Origin of the sequence: Austwickia sp. (genome assembly GCA_016699675.1) — a bacterium.
Classification (GTDB): Bacteria; Actinomycetota; Actinomycetes; order Actinomycetales; family Dermatophilaceae; genus Austwickia.
In genome coordinates this window covers 3,261,462-3,278,277 of sequence record CP064985.1, presented here as the reverse complement: position 1 = coordinate 3,278,277, position 16,816 = coordinate 3,261,462, and the positions used below count along the sequence as shown (strand labels likewise).

Annotated in this window: 15 protein-coding genes, 2 tRNA genes and 1 pseudogene; 9 read left to right on the top strand and 9 right to left on the bottom strand. The window is 68.6% G+C overall.

Going from position 1 to position 16,816, the window contains the following annotated elements:
* Positions 1–376 precede the first annotated feature (376 nt).
* The gene (locus IPK37_14985; protein QQS00198.1) at positions 377–1,417 is read left to right on the top strand and encodes a DNA adenine methylase; all 1,041 of its coding nucleotides are present in this window, start codon (positions 377–379) and stop codon (positions 1,415–1,417) included.
* Here IPK37_14985 and IPK37_14980 read toward each other — a convergent pair.
* Both IPK37_14980 and IPK37_14975 read right to left on the bottom strand, forming a co-directional pair.
* Positions 1,368–2,885, bottom strand: a complete 1,518-nt coding sequence (locus tag IPK37_14980) for a hypothetical protein (GenBank protein QQS00197.1) — start codon at positions 2,883–2,885, stop codon at positions 1,368–1,370. The two genes, IPK37_14985 and IPK37_14980, sit on opposite strands and share 50 nt — an antisense overlap.
* A 172-nt stretch (positions 2,886–3,057) precedes the next feature.
* Positions 3,058–3,342, bottom strand: coding sequence for a hypothetical protein (locus IPK37_14975; protein ID QQS00196.1), 285 nt, complete (start codon positions 3,340–3,342; stop codon positions 3,058–3,060).
* 273 nt (positions 3,343–3,615) lie between these two features.
* On the opposite strand from IPK37_14975, the gene IPK37_14970 reads away from it, so the two are divergent.
* Both IPK37_14970 and IPK37_14965 read left to right on the top strand, forming a co-directional pair.
* Positions 3,616–4,269 carry a copper resistance protein CopC gene (locus IPK37_14970; protein QQS00195.1) on the top strand — a complete coding sequence of 218 codons (654 nt, stop codon included), beginning with the start codon at positions 3,616–3,618 and terminating at the stop codon, positions 4,267–4,269.
* 47 nt (positions 4,270–4,316) lie between these two features.
* On the top strand, positions 4,317–5,210 hold the full coding sequence (locus tag IPK37_14965) for an IS5 family transposase (protein ID QQS00194.1): 894 nt from the start codon (positions 4,317–4,319) through the stop codon (positions 5,208–5,210).
* Here the strand turns inward: IPK37_14965 and IPK37_14960 are convergent.
* Positions 5,173–7,572 (bottom strand): hypothetical protein, encoded by a 2,400-nt coding sequence (locus IPK37_14960; protein ID QQS00193.1) that lies wholly within the window; start codon positions 7,570–7,572, stop codon positions 5,173–5,175. The genes IPK37_14965 and IPK37_14960 overlap by 38 nt on opposite strands.
* On the bottom strand, positions 7,562–8,287 hold the full coding sequence (locus IPK37_14955; GenBank protein ID QQS00192.1) for a response regulator transcription factor: 726 nt from the start codon (positions 8,285–8,287) through the stop codon (positions 7,562–7,564). Before IPK37_14955 ends, IPK37_14960 begins: the two co-directional genes overlap by 11 nt.
* Positions 8,288–8,540: 253 nt before the next feature.
* Between IPK37_14955 and IPK37_14950 the strand changes: the two genes are divergently transcribed.
* The gene (locus tag IPK37_14950; protein ID QQS00191.1) at positions 8,541–10,004 is read left to right on the top strand and encodes a cutinase family protein; all 1,464 of its coding nucleotides are present in this window, start codon (positions 8,541–8,543) and stop codon (positions 10,002–10,004) included.
* A gap of 196 nt (positions 10,005–10,200) precedes the next feature.
* A complete protein-coding gene (locus IPK37_14945; GenBank protein ID QQS00190.1) occupies positions 10,201–11,319 on the top strand; it encodes a peptidoglycan-binding protein in 1,119 nt (372 codons plus the stop codon).
* A gap of 70 nt (positions 11,320–11,389) precedes the next feature.
* Here the strand turns inward: IPK37_14945 and IPK37_14940 are convergent.
* Both IPK37_14940 and IPK37_14935 read right to left on the bottom strand, forming a co-directional pair.
* Positions 11,390–11,465, bottom strand: a tRNA-Lys gene (locus IPK37_14940).
* 134 nt (positions 11,466–11,599) lie between these two features.
* Positions 11,600–12,150 (bottom strand): annotated as a pseudogene (locus IPK37_14935) (NAD(P)H-dependent oxidoreductase).
* 169 nt (positions 12,151–12,319) lie between these two features.
* On the opposite strand from IPK37_14935, the gene tdh reads away from it, so the two are divergent.
* Together tdh and IPK37_14925 are read left to right on the top strand one after the other, a co-directional pair.
* Positions 12,320–13,357, top strand: coding sequence for an L-threonine 3-dehydrogenase (gene tdh, locus IPK37_14930; protein QQS00189.1), 1,038 nt, complete (start codon positions 12,320–12,322; stop codon positions 13,355–13,357).
* 27 nt (positions 13,358–13,384) lie between these two features.
* Positions 13,385–14,608, top strand: coding sequence for a glycine C-acetyltransferase (locus tag IPK37_14925; GenBank protein QQS00188.1), 1,224 nt, complete (start codon positions 13,385–13,387; stop codon positions 14,606–14,608).
* 80 nt (positions 14,609–14,688) lie between these two features.
* Here the strand turns inward: IPK37_14925 and IPK37_14920 are convergent, their stop codons facing one another.
* Both IPK37_14920 and IPK37_14915 read right to left on the bottom strand, forming a co-directional pair.
* Positions 14,689–14,982 carry a co-chaperone GroES gene (locus IPK37_14920; GenBank protein ID QQS02914.1) on the bottom strand — a complete coding sequence of 98 codons (294 nt, stop codon included), beginning with the start codon at positions 14,980–14,982 and terminating at the stop codon, positions 14,689–14,691.
* A 64-nt stretch (positions 14,983–15,046) separates the two neighbouring features.
* Positions 15,047–15,310, bottom strand: coding sequence for a DUF3618 domain-containing protein (locus tag IPK37_14915; GenBank protein ID QQS00187.1), 264 nt, complete (start codon positions 15,308–15,310; stop codon positions 15,047–15,049).
* A gap of 168 nt (positions 15,311–15,478) precedes the next feature.
* Here IPK37_14915 and bcp point away from each other — a divergent pair, with 168 nt between their 5' ends.
* Complete coding sequence (gene bcp, locus IPK37_14910) at positions 15,479–15,943, top strand: thioredoxin-dependent thiol peroxidase (protein QQS00186.1); 465 nt, start codon at positions 15,479–15,481, stop codon at positions 15,941–15,943.
* A 59-nt stretch (positions 15,944–16,002) separates the two neighbouring features.
* Positions 16,003–16,087: transfer RNA gene (locus tag IPK37_14905), tRNA-Leu, on the top strand.
* 100 nt (positions 16,088–16,187) lie between these two features.
* Here the strand turns inward: IPK37_14905 and rdgB are convergent.
* Positions 16,188–16,808, bottom strand: coding sequence for an RdgB/HAM1 family non-canonical purine NTP pyrophosphatase (gene rdgB / locus IPK37_14900; protein QQS00185.1), 621 nt, complete (start codon positions 16,806–16,808; stop codon positions 16,188–16,190).
* Positions 16,809–16,816: the final 8 nt, after the last annotated feature.

Sequence of the window (16,816 nt, the reverse complement as noted above, 5' to 3'; positions counted from 1 at the left end):
CCGAGCCTGGACAAGATGCGTCCCGTCACCGGGTCATTGGGCTCGACGAGCAAGGACAGCACAACCCTCGCGGTGCGCTCGTCGCTCGCGACATCACTCAACCTGGCCATCATCGGTTCCTCTCGGTGCTCGTTACCGACGAGGTGCGCGGACCGAGCCTCGCGGACACCCGCCCTGCTTAGCGGTCCTCTCCCGTGTGAGGCGACACGGGCGCAGCTACGGAGATTCACCCGGCGGACTCCGAAGAACGGCCTATTCGCGGGAGCGCCCGCGTGGCGAACCATGATGTGTTCTGTAACGAGTACTATCCGTAACATGAAGCGTCTAGGAAGCCTGAGTGACGTGGGGCTCACCGAGCTTGATAGCGCGTTGCGCCATGAACGCCTACGCCGCCGAGAGGCATGGCGAGATTGCGAGCACTGCGACCAAGCGTTCCTCGGACGAGGTGACGCTCGCTTCTGCTCAGCCCGCTGCCGTGTTGCCGCACACCGGGCGAGGAAGGACTCCAATGACTGACAGCCTGCGTGTCATCGGGTCACGCCGATACGGCACACTCTCACCATTGCGATACCCCGGCGGAAAGGCTGCGCTCGCTGGCTTCTTCGCTGACATCATCGACATTCTTGGCATCAAGGACGCCCGCTACATCGAACCCTACGCCGGAGGTGTGGGCGCAGGGATCGCGCTTCTGCGCGAGGGCATCGTCCAACACCTGGTAGTCAACGACATCGACCCAGCCGTCCACGCCTTCTGGAAGTCCGTCGTTGGCAACAACGCAGAGTTCGTAGAAATGGTCGCGTCAACGCCACTCACGATCGACGAGTGGCAGCGCCAGCGGGAGGTATATCGCTCACGGGACGAGCGCGATGCACTGCGCCTGGGCTTCGCGTTCTTCTTCTTGAATCGAACCAATCGCTCCGGGATTCTGAACGCCGGCGTTATCGGCGGCCAGCGTCAGGAGGGAAAGTACAAGATTGATGCACGATTCAACCGGCTCACACTCGTCGAGCGGTTGACTGCGATCGGTGCTCTAGCGGATCGAATCACGGTCTCTGATCTGGATGGCCGGACTGTGATCCAGCAGTACTCTCACGATGACCGGTCATTCATGTACATCGACCCGCCCTACGTGCAAGCAGGCTCGCAGCTCTATCTCAATGCCTTCGACGGACGAGACCACAAGGCACTCTCGACGATAGTCAACTCCGTTGAAAGCGCGCACTGGTTGATGACCTATGACACAGCCCCGCTGATCGAGAAACTGTACCGAGATCAGTTCCAGTGCCGACTGGAACTCACCTACTCCGCCAGGTATCCGGGACAGGCGGAAGAGCTGCTCGTGGCATCCCCGTCGGTCGCGCGGGCGATCAAGTCGTTGCAGACGACGCCTGCGATGGCGGGCGCAACAAGCGCCTAAGCAACGGGTTCACGACCTTCCATGCCTGCCGGACGTCATCCGCACTCACGGAAGCATCGGCACTGTGCGCGATGAGGTTGAACCACTGGATCGATCCGTGCTTATGCGCGTTACCCGACTGGATAGCACTAATGCCTGACTTGAGCGACTTCTCTTGTCCATAGGCCTGCACCACGCGCTTGAATACATCGCTCAACTGTCCAGTGGCGGGGGTTGGAGAGCCCTCGAAATGGACCTTGATGGTGGCCTCCAATACTGAGCGCATGAGGATCGCGGCCGCGATAGGGAGATTCGAGAGGCTGATCTTGCGCAACTCGAAGTATCGCAGCTTGAGATTCAGCGGCGCGTTCTCGTAGTCCAGCCCCGACAGATCAAGCGTGTCCTTCGTGTCTGGATGGTTGGGTCCACGGCTGCCCGTGCCGCCAGGAGGGCCGGGTGGGTTCGGAGCAGCACCACTCCCGCCAGTGTCGGGGCCACCGGGCGCGCCGGACGCGCCACCTTGGGATGGCCCGGATGGCGTCGGTCGCGCGGGAGGAGTGGGCGGCGCTGGTTGGGGCGGAGCCGCAGTCGATACGCCGTTGAGGCGATCCACCAGGGACTGATACTCCTGGCTGCGCTTCTTGAACTCTGGTGAGCGAGTGTTGAGACGCCCTGCACGGAACTCGCTGACGAGGTACTCCAAAGCGTTGAGCTTCTTCTTCGTCAACTTCACAGCGATCTTCTCAGGCGTCGAAGCCCGCGGCAGAAGCATGCCATCCTTGTCGAACTCGACACCGATCGCGGAAGCAATCTCTTTGCTTCGGTAGGCATACTCGAAGGCTGACATCGCCAGGTCGTCACTCGCGGCGTACTGCCGGAGGGTGTGATCGGAGAATGGCGCTGCGCTGAGGAAGCGCCGCATCACGGCCATCCGCATGAACCTGGCAACCTCGACATCCGGGTACTGTGCCTTCACATCGTCGACCGTGGTCTGCTCGTCGACGAGCGAATAGTAGAAGGTTGCCTGCTGATCGCGACTCCAGCGCCTCTTCGAGATGCCGGTGTGCAACCTCGCGACGTGAGGCGCAGCCGTCGCCCGGTCGGGAGCGACGATGACACGGATTCGTTCGGGGAGATTCTCCGCCTCCACTGCGTACCGCTTCAGCAGCGCGCGCATCTCTGCCTCATGGCCGGGCACGATCGTCGGGTCCTGGAGCGCCTTGAGCGCGCTGACTCGACGGTTGCCTTCCAGCACGGTGTATGGGGAGCTACCGCCGGACGCCGATGCCGACGTCACGATCGGGACTTCGTTGTCGAAGTAGCCGTCACGGAGGATCAGGCGCGCCGCTCCGAGGACATCCTCGGATGCAAACAGGTACTTCAGCGCACCTGCTTCGTCGTCGCGGCGCGTCGGTATGCGGTAGTTCTCCAGGTCGAGAAGGAGCTGGTCGAGGTCGACCTCGACTATCGGTAGCTGCTCATAAGCCATATCCAGCCCTGCTCTCGTGCTCCGTCCGGCGATCCACGCCCTCGGTGCCGAACTGGCGAGAGCAGTTGTTCGTCTCCAACGGTAGCTGCACGCCTCGGTCTCCGGGCTGAGACACGTCGGGAGCGACGATGTCCGCCGAAACCCTCTGCGCCATTAGCGGCCCAGAGCGGCGCTACGAACTGCTGGCGGACTCATCCGCAATGAGTCCAGCCTCGACCAGAGCTGCGCGCACGGCCTTACGGTCCACGCCCATCCGGCGACCGATGGCCCGCATCGAGACGCCCGCTCGGGTGAGCCGCACGGCCTCGGCCTTCTCGTCGATCCCCAGCCTTGGTCGGCGGCTCGGCACGTTGCGGCGACGCAGATGGGAGAACACGGTGGCGCGGTGAATGCCGTACCTCTCAGCGAGCGCCTTGACTCTCATCCCGGCCAGGTAGTCGCCGACGAGGGCGTCCACCTCGGAGTCGGTCAGAGAAGTTTGAGCCGTCTCGACAGTGCTCGCAACAGGGCCACGACCATCCTTCGGAGCGGTATCCTGGGGACGTCGAGAGACCTCGTAGACCCCACGGTCTAGGCGGTTGACCAGGGTTTTTGTCTTGGGGGCGGAGTTGCCGAACGTGATACTCAGGCACCCCAGCCGCGAAGGGCCCGGAGACCTGGTCTTCGGGCCCTTTGCCGTGCCACGTCGGCTGGCAGGATGGGGGAAAGTCCCGCCCTCAGGAGGCCTCGCATGCGCGCCACCGCCCGACGTACCGGGCCGTTTTCCCTCCTCCTCGCCGTGCTCGCGGGCGCGCTCATCGCGCTGGCGGGGGCGCCCGCCGCGCTCGCCCATTCCGCGCTCGTGTCGTCCAATCCCGCCGACGGGTCGACGGTCGCCGCGCTGCCCGCGGTCGCGACCCTGACGTTCAACGAGGACATCAACGGCGACTTCTCGCAGGTCGTCGTGCAGGGCTCGGGCGAGCCGCGCAACGTGCCGCCGTCGATCAAGGGGCCCGTCGTCACCGCGGCACTGCCCGCTGACCTGGGCACGGGCAAGGTCGTCGTCCGCTATCGCGTGGTGAGCAAGGACGGGCACCCGATCTCCGGGGAGATCGCGTTCACGGTGGCGGGGGCGGCGGGCGGGACGTCGGGTGCGTCGGCTGCGGCCCCCTCTCCCGGGTCGGGCGCGGGTTCCACGGCCAGCATGGCGGCAAGCGGTACGTCGAGCGCGGGCGCGGCGTCCGCGTCCCCGCGGCCCACGGCGGCGTCGAGCGTGGCGAACGGCTCGGACAACATCGTCGCGTACGTCCTGACCGGCTTCGTCGCCGTCGCCATGCTGACGATCGGCCTGTTGCTGTGGCGATGGGAAAAGCAGCGCCACAAGCATGGAGCCTGGAAGGACTAGGGCGTGTCTGACAAAGGGTTCGTGGCTGGGCTGACAGTCTGGCTGGCATGTCGCGGTTTCAGATGCTCTCGGATGCTCAGTGGTCGCTGATCGAGGACATGCTGCCCGGACCCACGGGTCGGCGTGGCCGCCCGTTTGCGCCGGCCAGGTTGATGGTCGAGGCGATCATCTACCGGTACCGGTGCGGGATCGCCTGGCGGGATCTGCCCGAGGTGTTCGGGCCGTGGCAGACGGTGTGGACCTGGCACCACCGGATGGCCATGGACGGCACCTGGGATGCCGTGAGCACCCAGCTGACCGCGGCGGCCGAGGCGGCGGGGTTGATCGACTGGTCGCTGTCGGTGGACTCCACGATCGCCCGAGCCCACCAGCACGCCACGAACACGACCCGGCTCACGGGGGCTGGATCGAATTACACGAATCCCCACCACGAGCCGCCTGATCACGGCATCGGCCGCTGCCGTGGCGGGCTGTCCACCAAGATCCACCAGTTGGTCGACGGTCACGGGTTACCGCTGGTCACCGCGATCACCCCGGGCCAAGCCGGGGACTGCCCGATGCTGGTGCCGCTGCTGGCCCAACTGCGCGTCCCCCGCGCCGTCGGCCGGCCCCGGACCCGGCCGGTCGCGGTGCGCGGTGATAAGGCCTATTCCTCCCGGGCCAACCGCGCCCACCTGCGCGCCCGCAGCATCAAGGCGGTCATCCCCGAGCCTGCCGACCAGCAGGGTCACCGGCGTCGTCGTGGCTCGCGTGGGGGGCGCCCGGTGGCTTTGGACCGCGCCGACTACACGAACCGCAACGTCATTGAGCGGCGCTACTGCCACCTCAAGCAGTGGCGCGGCCTGGCCACCAGGTACGACAAACACGCGCTGCTCTACCGCGCCGCCGTGGTCCTCAACGGCGTCATCGCCTGGACCCGCCTTTTGTCAGACACGCCCTAGCCCGTCGCCGAGCCGCGAGCGTCGGTCGCCGGCACGGGCGTTCGCGCCCGTCCGCCTTGCGCGACGGCCCCTCGACGGGGCCGAGCCGGAACACGGCGGCGTCCTCGTCGATGAGGACGTCGACGGGACGGGAACAGAGCGTAGGAACCATCGACCGCACGCGATCGCGGGCCTCCGCGTCCCACGGCCCGAGCACCACGATGCTCGGTCGCGGTCCGCTGGTGCCCCGTATGAGCAGGCCCGGATGGGCGGCCCGCAGGACGGTCTCGAGCACCCTGCGGGCCGCCTCGCATTGTGCGACGGCGCTGGCCAGCGCCGCTGGCGCATCGGATTCCGCAGCGGCGCCGGAGGCGAGGACGACCGTGGCCCCTTGCCTGCGGGCCTGGTAGGCGACGTCCTCGACCGATCCATCCACCAGCTCGGGGGCGACCAGCCGGTCCCGAACGCCCGCCTCGAGGAGAAGGCACTCGCGGCGCCGCTCGGGCTCCAGGCGGGCGCCCGACGCGACGAGCCGGAGCATGGGCAGCACCCGAGCCTGCAGCGCCGTACGTCGCCGTTCGATTTCGGCGTCTCGGGCGTCCGTGAAGGCCCGCGACCGGGCCAGCGCCGCCCGGTGCGCCAGGCTTTCATCGATCGCGGCGGAACCCCGCGCCAGGCCGGTGCGCGACAAGCCACCGACGATGGCCACGCCCAGCAGGACCGGAAACGGTCCGAGGGCCGAGCCCCACCAGGGCCGCCCGGCAGCGGCGTCCATCGCCATGGTGCCGAGGAGCATGAACCACGCCGCCGCCACGGCACGCGTCGTACCCCACCGGAATCCCACGGCCCCGGTGATCGGCATCAGCGCCCCGAGGTGCCAGTCACTCCAAAACGTATCCGCGGTCGCCACGTTGTTCCAGGTCAGGACTGCCGGCAGCGTGCACGCAGCCGGCACCAGCCAACCGACGGCCGTGGCGGCGGTGGGGGCGCAGACGATGATCACCGAGAAGGCGCAGATCAGGACGGCACCCACCTGCATGAGCAGCGTTGACCGCAGCGGCGGGGGCGCCACGAACCCCAAACAGACATTGAGCAGCATGATGCCGAGACCGAGCACGACGACCGGCACGAACGTGCGCGGCGGCCAGTCGAGCGGGGCCCGGGGCTCGGGCCCGGACGCGTGCCACGTCAGGCGGACCGATGTCCCCGCACCGACCTCCGAGCTGACGTGCACCTGGCCCCCGACGGACGCCATGCGTCCAGTCATGCTGACCGTCATGCCCGTGCGCCGGTGGACCCCGGCGGCGTCAAAACCCCTGCCCTGGTCCCGGACGAGCAACATCACCCGGGTCATGGAGAAATGTCCGGACACCGAAACCTCGCGCACCCCGGCGTGCCGGGCCACGTTGGCGATGGCTTCGCGGCCCGCGTCGATCGCCGCCACCCACGCGCTGTGCCACGCCTCCGCGTCCGGCGGCGACAGATCTCCTGACAGGGATTCCCCGCAGGCGGGTGGCGCCACGCGAACGTCGACCGAGGCGGTGAGGGCGGCTCGGCTCGCCGCCTCGCGAAGGACCGTGGCCGGATCGAGGGAGGTGGAGGCGGGTACGCCGGCGCACGGGGGATCTCGAGGGTCAACTGCGGGTCGGGTGCTGAATTCGGCGACCGCCGAGCGAGCCATCTCGGCGACGTCCGCACCGGGGGGCCGGGGCTCGGCAGCGACTCGCAGCGCCGCCAGGACGCGATCGTGGATCAACCCATCCCAGCGCACGCGCTCGGCAGATCCGGCGGCCCGACGCGCCTGTTCGGTCTGCGCGGCGAGCACGCCACCCGCTGCCCGCGTCACCTCACCCTCGGCGCGCCGGACCAGGGCGACGAACGCCGTGCTGGTCAGCTGCGACACCAGCAGCAGGGTCGTTTCCAGGAGCAAGCGCTCGGGCGGCATGGTGCCCGAGCGCACGACGTACTGGCAAAGGCAATAGCTGAGCTGCAGCGCGACGCCGGCAGGCACCCCGAAACCGGCGGCGGCGCCGGTGACGGTGGCTCCCATGACGTGCAGGAACGGGGGGTATGCCGAGCCCTGCCGGTCCGTCGGCGCCACCGTTGCGAGGACGGCATGGAGTACCCCGAGGAGCCAGCAGGCGAGGACCAGCGCCCGGAACGCGGACCAGGATCGCATCGGGCGACGAGCTTGCCAGACGCAGGTGACATACAGGCCCACGAGCAGGGCCAGGGCGAGCTGGCCGAGCGGCACGGGATACATGCCGATCTCGCTGGGCAAGTCCGTCAGCGTGACGACCAGGTTCAACCCCGTGAAAACCAGCACGGCCCGGTAGAGGGACGTGTCGACGGTCTGCCGGGACGGACTGGGGTCAATGGACATGGGGGGCCTCGATAAGGCTGTCCTCGACGGCGCGCGTATACAGCTCGGTCCTGGTGTGCGCGGGCCGACCGATGTCGCCGTACTTGCTGCGTACCCGCAAGAGGTATTCGCGCACCGTGTCCGGGGAGATGCCCATCTGGCGGGCCACGGATTTCAGCGGGAGACCCGCCGCGTAAAGACACAGCGCTTCGCGCTCCCGGGGGGCGAGATCGGGGGCGCGCCAGCCCGCGTCGGCCTCGATGGCGAGGGCCCATTCCGGGTTCAGATGCGGCGTTCCCGACGCCACCGTGGTCACCGCTTCTGCCAGGACGGCAATGGGCTCATGCTTTCCCACGATTCCCCAGGCGCCTGCCCGAAGGCATCGGGCAATCACGTGCGGCCGCGTCTCCTGGGTGAACAACAGCGGGCGGTAGCCATGGGCAGCGAGGTCGGCGACATTGTTCTCCGGAATCGAACCATCACCTAATCGGACGTCCAATACGACTGCGTCCAGCACCTCGCCGCGGGAGAGCAGCCCATCGACCGTGTTGCTCGTGAGCGTGGTGCCCAACTGCGGCATAGCGACCCGAAGCGCGTGCACCAGGCCACTGAGAATCACGGGGTGATCATCAATGAAACCGACATTCAAAGCATCCATTCCGGGGCGGCTGAGCTGCGCAAACGGATCGTCCCAGGCGACGCTTGAAGCGCTCTCCGGTGTTGGCTGGGTGGCCATCGAAACCCTCCTCCGAGGCTTCCTGATCAACCCAGATTAAGTGGCGCTTGCGCGTAGGACTAACAGGGAGCGGTCGACGCAAGAGGCTACCCCGAATCAGCGACCGACCCGGGGCGCTGCGGAGGCGTGTCCCCCAAATTGGGGACTGTGGCGCCCGCCCTAGCGAACGAGACTTATCGCCACGCACCGAAGCCACCTGACGGCCGAATCTCAAGGAGGGGCGATGCATCAGGGTTGGGGTAAAGTCTCGCGATTGATTCTCGCCGCCGTCGTGGCATTCGGCATCGGGTGGGCCGGCCGTAGCGTGATGTCGGCCACCGCCTATTCGGGCTGCTCGGACATCACCATCTGGTCCGTCCGGGGCTCCGGGGAAACTGCCGCCGAGTATGGCGGATACGGCAAGACCATGAACGCGATCCGGTCGCTGATCGCGCAGCGCCTCGCGCCGTCATTCACAGTCCAGACCATCCCGCTGGATTATCGAGCGGCCTCGGTGGAGCTCTTGAAGCCCGACGGGATCAACGTGCACCACTACGCAACGGAGCACGAAGGCGCCTTCGCCGCGAGCATCGACGACGGCGTCGTCCGGCTCAAGGCCGCGATAAAACAACGGCTCGGGGCCTGCCCGGGGACCCGCTTCATCCTGGCCGGCTACTCCCAGGGCGCCATGGTGGTCCACCAGGCCCAGTACGAGCTCGACGAGGTGGCGACCACCGCGCAGGTCGGGACGATCCTGGTCGCGGACGGCGACCGGGTCCCCCGATCCGCGGCCAGGCTTTTCGGGACGGCCAGCGCCGCGGCGTCTGGCGTCCGCACCTACCTCCGGGACTTCGCTCCGAATCCCGCCGTCCGACCGACCCGCGACGTCAGGTTCCCTGCCGAGACGGTGATGGTGACCGATTCCGAGGACGTCGTCGGGGACTTCAACTTCCGGCGCCTGGCTGGCGGCCGGGGAGCCTTCGAGCGAGGGGCTGCCGTCCACACCGGCTATGTCGACGACCGCGGAGGTTTTCGAAGCTCCGCCATCCCGGACGCCGTGGCGGAGCTCGTCTCGATCGCGACCAGGGCGGCTTTGGATCGGCCCGGTGCCGAGGGCGAGTCTCCGGAGGACCGGTGCGGGACGGGGTTCACCGTCCTGGAGACCCAGCCGGTCATTGGCGGGGTCGTGGCTCTGTTGCACCGACAGAACACGCTGTGCGCGGTCACGCTGCCCACCCGCCTCGCGGGAGCGGGACACCGCGTCACGGTGCACATTCGGCACTGGAACGGCACCGTCGTCGGCGACGCGAAAGTGGGCTGGGCGGCGGGCCCGGTATACCTCGACTATCCAGGGACCGTCTATTGGGGCGGGGCGATCGACGCGATGGTGAGCGAGCGCCGCCTTAGCGACATTCTCAAGCCGGGAGACTCGATCCACCGCGGAACGACGTTGTGGCCCATCGGCTTCGCCTATCGAGCGGCACTCCAAAACGACGGCAACCTCGTGATCTACACCCACCGCACTGGTCGGCCAGTGTGGGCCACCGGGCCCGGCGGTGACCGGCTGACCCTTCAGCGCGACGGAAACGTCGTCCTTGCCGGCCCCGCGGGGGTGGTCTGGACGCCGCATACCCAAGGCAGCGGGGCCGACACCCTCCTCTTCCAGCGCGACGGAAATCTCGTCCTCTACGGACCAGGCGGAAACGCTATCTGGGCTAGCGGAACCAACGGCAGATAGGCCAGCGCCGGATTCTTTGTTGCGCCCTTCGGCCACGTCCTCACCCGTCCCCAAACGTCCTTATCCAGCGCGCGGGAGGTCGCCATGGGCGAATGACCATGTCCTGCCCGACGTCACTCGGGCCTCCGTTTTTTCGCTGTACCGAGCATTTCCCCTGTCATCCCTGGCGCCGTTCACCAACCAGAAGGAGTACGTCATGTCCCAGTCCTCTCGTCCTCGTGCCCGGACCACCCTCCGCAGGTCTCTCAGCAGCCTCACGTTGGCAGGTCTTGCGGCGCTGGCGATCCAGCCCACCGCCAACGCGCTGACTACCGAGCCTGATGCTCCAGCACCCGACGCCACGGTCGCGTCGGATTCACCGGTCGCCCCGGAGGCGGTTCCCGACTACTCCCAGACCGTCGCGACGGCCGCTGTCTCGACCCGGGTGTCCTTTCTCAAGAAGGTGGTCCCGCTGGCCCAGGAGACGCAGCGCGAATACGCGATTCCGGCATCCGTCACGATCGCTCAGGCCATCCTCGAGACGGGCTGGGGCGCCTCGGAAGTCGGTGGGGGCTTCAACAACTTCTTCGGGGTCAAGTGTTTCAACGGCAAACCCGGGCCTATCGCCATCGGCTGCCGCTACCGGTGGACCTGGGAGGATGGCCCCAAGGGCAAACGGGTCGTGCGCGCGCTGTTCCGCGTGTACGCCACGCTGCTGGATTCGTTCCGCGACCATGCAGACTTCCTGGTGCCGAACGGCCGCGCGGGCAACACCTTATATCGCCCATGCTTCCTCTACATCGGCAGCCCGTTCGAGTTCGCGGTGGAATTGAAGCGCGCCGGCTATGCCACGGACCGGAACTACGCGAACTCTCTCATCACGCTGATGAAGGACAACAATCTGCGGTCGTATGACGTCTATCCCGCCGAATACCAGAAGCTGCCGATGCTCTCGCGCGGAGTGAACAAGCCGGTCGCGGTCCGCACGTTGCAGTACTTCCTGCGCATGCGCGGGTACAACATCCCGGTCACCGGCGTCTTTGCCGGCAGCACCGAAGCAGTGGTTCGGCAATTCCAGCGCGAACACGGCATCCCCGCGACCGGCAACGTCGCCATCCTCACCTGGACGTCCCTGATCCCACGCCTCGACCGCGGCGGCACGGGTGAGCCCGTCAAGGCGCTCCAGGTCGCCCTGAACGCCAAGGGCTACAAGCTGCCCGTCAACGGGTCGTTCGGTCCCCAGACCGAGGTGGCCGTCAAGGCCTGGCAGAAGAAGCAGGGCCTGCCCACGACCGGCGTGGCCGCCGGCCGCACCTGGGCGGCACTCCTCAGCTAAGCCGCGCCACCGCCGGTGCGATCTGACAGCGCAAGAGGCGGGGTCCTCGGACCCCGCCTCTTGCGTGTGATGGTGCGCCATCAGGGACTCGAACCCCGAACCCAGTGATTAAGAGTCACTTGCTCTGCCAATTGAGCTAATGGCGCGCAACGGCCTAAACTTTACCGTACGGCCAACCTGCCCAAGAAATCGGCAGCTCAGAGCCAGGACGAGCGTCCGGCGGAGGGCCGCCCGTGCCCCCGAGCGGCCGTTGGGGGGCTCAAGCCCGGACGGCGTACCCTCAGCCGCGCAGCGGCGCGAGCGCCCCGGCCCAGGCCTCCACCTGAGCGAAGACCTCGGCCAGCTCCCGCCGCGGCGCTCCCCCGGTGTGAACGCCCCGTCCGTGAACTCGCGGAAGATCGACAGCGAGACCACCGCCCGGACGTCGGCCAGCTTGGCGTTGGCCACGATGCCGCGCCACTGCTCGACGGCGCGCACCCCGCCGTCCGCGCCGTAGCTCACGAACCCGACGGCCTTGTCGTTCCACTCGGCGTACAGGTAGTCGAACGCGTTCTTGAACGCCCCCGGCACGCCGTGGTTGTACTCAGCGGTGACGAAGATGAAGCCGTCGTACGCCGCGATCCTCGCCGCCCACGCCTTGGTGTGCTCGTTGGCGTAGCGACCCGCGGCCGGCGGGATCGGCTCGTCGAGCAGCGGGAGCCCGACCTCGGCGAGGTCGATCAGCTCGTACTCCACCCCGGCCCGCGCCTGCGCCTGCTCCAGGACCCAGCGGCCCACCTGGTCCCCGACGCGACCGGGACGCGTGCTTCCGACGATGACGGCGATCTTCACGGCGACTCCTTTGTTGATTGGTCAACTACCCGGGCCAACGCGGAGTCGGCCGGTCGCATTCCCGCCCCGTTTCCCACCCCGGCCCACGGATCCGATCGACCGCCTGCGGCGCGAGCCGCCGCCCGGTTAGCGTGAACTCACCAGCGGCGATGAGAGAGGGCGGCGACACATGCGCGCACTCGTCAAGGCCCAGGCGGGACCCGGCCTGGAGCTGACCGACGTACCGGAGCCCACCCCCGGCCCGGCCGAGGCCAAGATCCGTGTGCTCCGCGCGGGCCTGTGCGGCACGGACCTGCACATCGAATCCTGGGACGACTGGGCCGCCGCGACCCTGCGACCCCCGCTGGTGGTCGGGCACGAGTTCTACGGGGAGATCGTCGAGGTCGGCGCCGACGTCACGCACCTGGCCCCGGGCCAGCGCTGCTCCTGCGAGGGGCACATCGTGTGCGGCGAGTGCCGCAACTGCCGCGCCGGCCGCCGCCACCTCTGCATCCACACCCACGGCATCGGGGTCAACCGGGACGGGGCGTTCGCGGACTACATCGTCATGCCGGCGAGCAACGTCTGGGTCCAGCCCGACGAGATCGACCCCGAGCTGGGCGCCGTCTTCGACCCGCTCGGCAACGCTACGCACACCGCGCTGCAGTGGCCGATGGTCGGCGAGGACGTCCTCGTCACCGGCGCCGGACCGATCGGCGTCATGGCGGCGGCGATCGCGCGGCGCGCGGGGGCTCGGTACGTCGTGGTCACCGACGTCTCCGACTATCGCCTCGCCCTGGCCAAACGCGCCGGCGCCGACCTGGCCGTCAACACCGCCCACACGACCCTGCGCGAGGCCCAGCGCGAACTCGGCATGCGTGAGGGCTTCGACATCGCCCTGGAGATGTCGGGCGCGCCGGCCGCGGTCACCGAGGCGATCGACAACATGAACCACGGCGGCCGGATCGCCATGCTCGGCCTGCCCAAGGACCCCTATCCCCTGCACTGGGGCAAGGTCATCACCCACATGCTCACGATCAAGGGGATCTACGGGCGCGAGATGTACGAGTCCTGGTACGCCATGAGCTCCATGCTCCAGACCTCGGCGCAGCTGCGCGACGCCGTACGGTCCTGCATCACCCACCGCGTCAAGGCCGACGACTGGCCGGACGCGTTCGCGGCCGCCCGCAGCGGGCGCTGCGGCAAGGTCGTCATGGACTGGTCCTGATAGCCCGCACGTCGAAAGGACAGCATGATGTACGGCGAGATGCGTGGGCGCCTGGCCGCCACGCTGGCGGAGATTGACGCTGCCGGCCTCTACAAGCACGAGCGGCGACTCGCCTCGCCGCAGTCGGCGCACATCGAGACGGTGACCACCGACGGCTCGGGGGCGCCCGGCGGGCGGGCCCCGTCGCTGAACTTCTGCGCCAACAACTACCTCGGGCTCGCCGATCACCCGGACGTCATCGCGGCGGCCAAGGCTAGCTACGACGAGTGGGGCTTCGGGATGGCCAGCGTGCGGTTCATCTGCGGCACGCAGGAGCTGCACAAGCGCCTGGAGCGAGCGATCAGCGAGTTCCTGGGCATGGCCGACGCGATCCTCTTCTCGAGCTGCTTCGACGCCAACGGCGGGGTCTTCGAGGTGCTCTTCGACGAGTCCGACGCGATCGTCTCCGACGAGCTCAACCACGCCTCGCTGATCGACGGGATCCGGCTGGCGAAGGCGCGACGCTATCGGTACCGCAACCGCGACATGGCCGACCTGCGCGCCCAGCTCGACGCGGCGCGCGACGCGGGCGCGCGGCAGATCTGCGTGGTCACCGACGGCGTCTTCTCGATGGACGGGTACTACGCCCCGCTGGGCGAGATCTGCGATCTGGCGGATGAGTACGGCGCGCTGGTGCTCGTCGACGACTCGCACGCGGTCGGCTTCATCGGGGCACACGGCCGAGGCACGCCCGAGCACTGTGGCGTCGAGGGTCGGGTCGACGTCATCACCGGCACGCTGGGCAAGGCGCTCGGCGGGGCGAGCGGCGGCTACGTGAGCGGGCCGCAGGAGGTCATCGACCTGCTGCGGCAGCGGGCTCGGCCCTACCTGTTCAGCAACGCGGTCGCCCCGGCCGTGGCGGCGGGGTCGCTGAAGGCCCTCGAGCTGGCCGGCGGTTCCGACGCCCTGCGGGAGCGGCTGGACGCCAACAAGGCGCTGTTCCGGTCGCTGATGAGCGAGGCCGGGTTCGACCTGCTGCCCGGCGAGCACGCGATCGTGCCCGTGATGTTCCCTGGCGCGGACGGCGCGCGGCTGGCCGGGCAGATCGCGGACGCGATGCTCGCGCGCGGGGTGTACGTGATCGCGTTCTCCTACCCCGTTGTGCCGCAGGGAAAGGCCCGCATCCGCGTCCAACTGTCGGCGGCGCACACCGCGAACGACGTCCGATCGTGCGTCGAGGCCTTCATCGCCGCGCGCGCCGAGGTCCGCTGAACCGGCGCACCACGCAGTGTCGAGAAACCCACCGAACACGGTGGGAAACTCGACACGGCTCCGGCGGAGATCAGCGGGGACTAGAGGTAGAGGCCCGCGTCGGGGTCGTGCTCGGGGGTGGAGACGGCATGCAGGTCGCGCTCGCGCAGCAGCACGTACTCCCTGCCGTCCAGCTCGACCTCCGCGCGCTCGCCGGGGTCGTAGAGGACCCGGTCGCCGAGCCGCACCTGCCGCACGTTCGCGCCGATCGCGACCACCGCAGCCCAGGCCAGGCGCTTGCCGAGCTGGGCGGTCGCCGGGATGATCAGGCCGCCGCCGGTCTGCCGCTCGCCCTTCTCCCCCTCATCGGAGAGCAGCACCCGATCGTGCAGCATCCGGATCTTGAGGCCGCCCTCGCTGGCGGCACGACGTCCCGACTCCGATGGAGCGGGGGCGTCGTCAGCCACGGACGCGACGGTAAATGCCCAGCCCCACCAAGGCGGCCACCACGACGACCACGGCGGCGACGCGATCGATCCGCACGTCGCCGTTCGGCGTCATGAACGTGTCCTGGAGCTTGACGACCGCGGCGTCCTTCTGACGGTTCGCGATGACGGCCGGCTTGGAGCGGTAGGCGAGCTCGTCGATGGTGTTCGCCAGCCGCGTGCGGGTGGCCTCGATGTCGGCCTCGATCTGGCGCGGGCTGCGAGCGTCCTGGCTCATGTGCTGTCCTTTCGTCTGCGGCCCGTGGCCGCCACGTCCTGGACTAACCTACCGTGGAGCGTCCGGCGCTGCCCGTGAGCGGCCGCTTTCGGGTCGCCCAGCGAGGCGAACCGGCCCGCGCCGGCCGCACCCTGCGGAACCCAACCCGCCAGCCCGAAGGAGCCCGCCATGCCCCGCCTCGACACCGGCGACGTCGCCCCCGCCTGGACCCTGCCCAGCGACACCGGCGCCGAGGTGAGCCTGGCCGACTACGCCGGGCGGCACCTGGTCATCTTCTTCTACCCGGCGGCGATGACGCCGGGCTGTACGACGCAGGCGTGCGACTTCCGCGACTCGGCCGCGGCGCTGCAGAGCGCCGGGTACGCCGTCGTCGGCATCTCCCCTGACAAGCCCGAGAAGCTGGCGAAGTTCGTCGCCAAGGAGTCCCTGACCTACCCGCTCCTCGCGGACGTCGACAAGACCGTCCTGGACGCCTACGGCGCGTACGGCGAGAAGAAGCTCTACGGCAAGACCGTCGTCGGCGTGATCCGCTCCACGGTGGTGGTCGCGCCGGACGGGACGGTGGAGCTGGCCAAGTACAACGTGAAGGCCACCGGGCACGTCGCGGCCCTGCGCAAGACGCTCGGCGTCTGAGCGGGCTGGCGGCAAGCCGGTACGGCGTACGCCGGCTCCCGCCGTACACTTCACCCTGCGCGGGAGTGGTGAAACTGGCAGACACGCAGGATTTAGGTTCCTGTGCCGCAAGGTGTGAGGGTTCGAGTCCCTTCTCCCGCACCACAGCCCGGCCGAAGACATCCCAGGCCCCGGGAGGCTCCTCCCACGAAAATGGGGGCGGCCCACTCAACCTCACGCACCACCGGTGTTGCTGCCGCCGGGGCTAGCTGGACAGGTGTGCCCGCAGGTCGTCGGCGAGGGCACGGAAGGCCTTGCCCCGGTGGCTGATCGCGTTCTTCTCCTCCGGGGGCAGCTCGGCGCTGGTCCGCTGGTCGCCCTCGACCTGCAAGATCGGGTCGTACCCGAAGCCGTTGTCGCCGCGCGGGAAGCGCGTCAGCATGCCCGGGAACCGTCCCTCGCGCACCACCGCCGTGCCGTCCGGCAGCGCCAGGCAGGCCGCGCACACGAACGCCGCCCCCCGGTGCTCGTCCGGGACGTCGGCGAGCTGCCGCAGGAGCAGGTCGAGGTTGCCCAGGTCATCGCCGTGCCGCCCGGCCCACCGCGCCGAGAACACGCCCGGCGACCCACCCAGCACGTCGACCGCCAACCCAGAGTCGTCGGCCAGGGCCGGCAGCCCGGTCGACCGGGCCGCGTGCACGGCCTTGAGGGTGGCATTCGCCGCGAACGTCACGCCGTTCTCGACGACGTCCCCCACCTCGGGGAAATCGCGGATGCTCACCAGTTCCAGGCCCAGCTCGGGCACGACGTCGGCGAGGATCTCGCGTAGCTCGCGCACCTTCCCCGGGTTCCGCGTCGCCAGGACGATGCGTCGGTCTTCCGCCATGTCGCCTC

What these genes read in the sequence shown, in the direction of transcription:
- IPK37_14985 (QQS00198.1), top strand. Translation starts at nt 377, where the DNA reads ATGAACGCCTACGCCGCCGAGAGGCATGGCGAGATTGCGAGCACTGCG.
- IPK37_14980 (QQS00197.1), bottom strand. Translation starts at nt 2,885, where the DNA reads ATGGCTTATGAGCAGCTACCGATAGTCGAGGTCGACCTCGACCAGCTC.
- IPK37_14970 (QQS00195.1), top strand. Translation starts at nt 3,616, where the DNA reads ATGCGCGCCACCGCCCGACGTACCGGGCCGTTTTCCCTCCTCCTCGCC.
- IPK37_14965 (QQS00194.1), top strand. Translation starts at nt 4,317, where the DNA reads ATGTCGCGGTTTCAGATGCTCTCGGATGCTCAGTGGTCGCTGATCGAG.
- IPK37_14960 (QQS00193.1), bottom strand. Translation starts at nt 7,572, where the DNA reads ATGTCCATTGACCCCAGTCCGTCCCGGCAGACCGTCGACACGTCCCTC.
- IPK37_14955 (QQS00192.1), bottom strand. Translation starts at nt 8,287, where the DNA reads ATGGCCACCCAGCCAACACCGGAGAGCGCTTCAAGCGTCGCCTGGGAC.
- IPK37_14945 (QQS00190.1), top strand. Translation starts at nt 10,201, where the DNA reads ATGTCCCAGTCCTCTCGTCCTCGTGCCCGGACCACCCTCCGCAGGTCT.
- tdh (QQS00189.1), top strand. Translation starts at nt 12,320, where the DNA reads ATGCGCGCACTCGTCAAGGCCCAGGCGGGACCCGGCCTGGAGCTGACC.
- IPK37_14925 (QQS00188.1), top strand. Translation starts at nt 13,385, where the DNA reads ATGTACGGCGAGATGCGTGGGCGCCTGGCCGCCACGCTGGCGGAGATT.
- IPK37_14920 (QQS02914.1), bottom strand. Translation starts at nt 14,982, where the DNA reads ATGCTGCACGATCGGGTGCTGCTCTCCGATGAGGGGGAGAAGGGCGAG.
- IPK37_14915 (QQS00187.1), bottom strand. Translation starts at nt 15,310, where the DNA reads ATGAGCCAGGACGCTCGCAGCCCGCGCCAGATCGAGGCCGACATCGAG.
- bcp (QQS00186.1), top strand. Translation starts at nt 15,479, where the DNA reads ATGCCCCGCCTCGACACCGGCGACGTCGCCCCCGCCTGGACCCTGCCC.
- rdgB (QQS00185.1), bottom strand. Translation starts at nt 16,808, where the DNA reads ATGGCGGAAGACCGACGCATCGTCCTGGCGACGCGGAACCCGGGGAAG.